Origin of the sequence: Fusibacter sp. A1, assembly GCF_004125825.1 — a bacterium.
GTDB lineage: Bacteria > Bacillota > Clostridia > Peptostreptococcales > Acidaminobacteraceae > QQWI01.
In genome coordinates, this window is sequence record NZ_QQWI01000048.1 from 1 (window position 1) to 437 (window position 437).

At 39.4% G+C, this 437-nt stretch carries 1 rRNA gene; it reads right to left on the minus strand.

Features of this window, described 5'->3' with window-relative positions:
- Positions 1-337: 337 nt before the first annotated feature.
- Positions 338-437 (minus strand): 16S ribosomal RNA (locus tag DWB64_RS19135); the annotation flags it as partial.

Consider the following 437-nt stretch of genomic DNA (forward strand, 5'->3'; position numbering starts at 1 on the left):
TCGAATATTTCGTCGCCTTGCATAAGACAAAATTAACTTCGTTAAAAAGTTTGAATAACAGTTACTGCTAACAGTTATTCGTGTTTACTCATAGCGTCGGCGAAGACTTATGAGTAAAACTTTTTTTTGTGATTATATGAAGTTTTCATTGTACAAAACTAAATAGCTTTGCTATTTAAGATTGCGTCCAGCAATCAGAACCGAAGGTTCGTTTTGTTGGAGAACGGCCGCTAGGCTGTTCGAATGCTCTCTTAAAACTAACTATATAAGTATAACAGTCCATGACAAAAGTCATGAGCCATCAAAACTAAACAATGTACCTAACTGGATTCCTTAGAAAGGAGGTGATCCAGCCGCACCTTCCGATACGGCTACCTTGTTACGACTTCACCCTAGTCATTGGTTTTACCTTCGGCAGCTTCCTCCCCTAAGGGTTG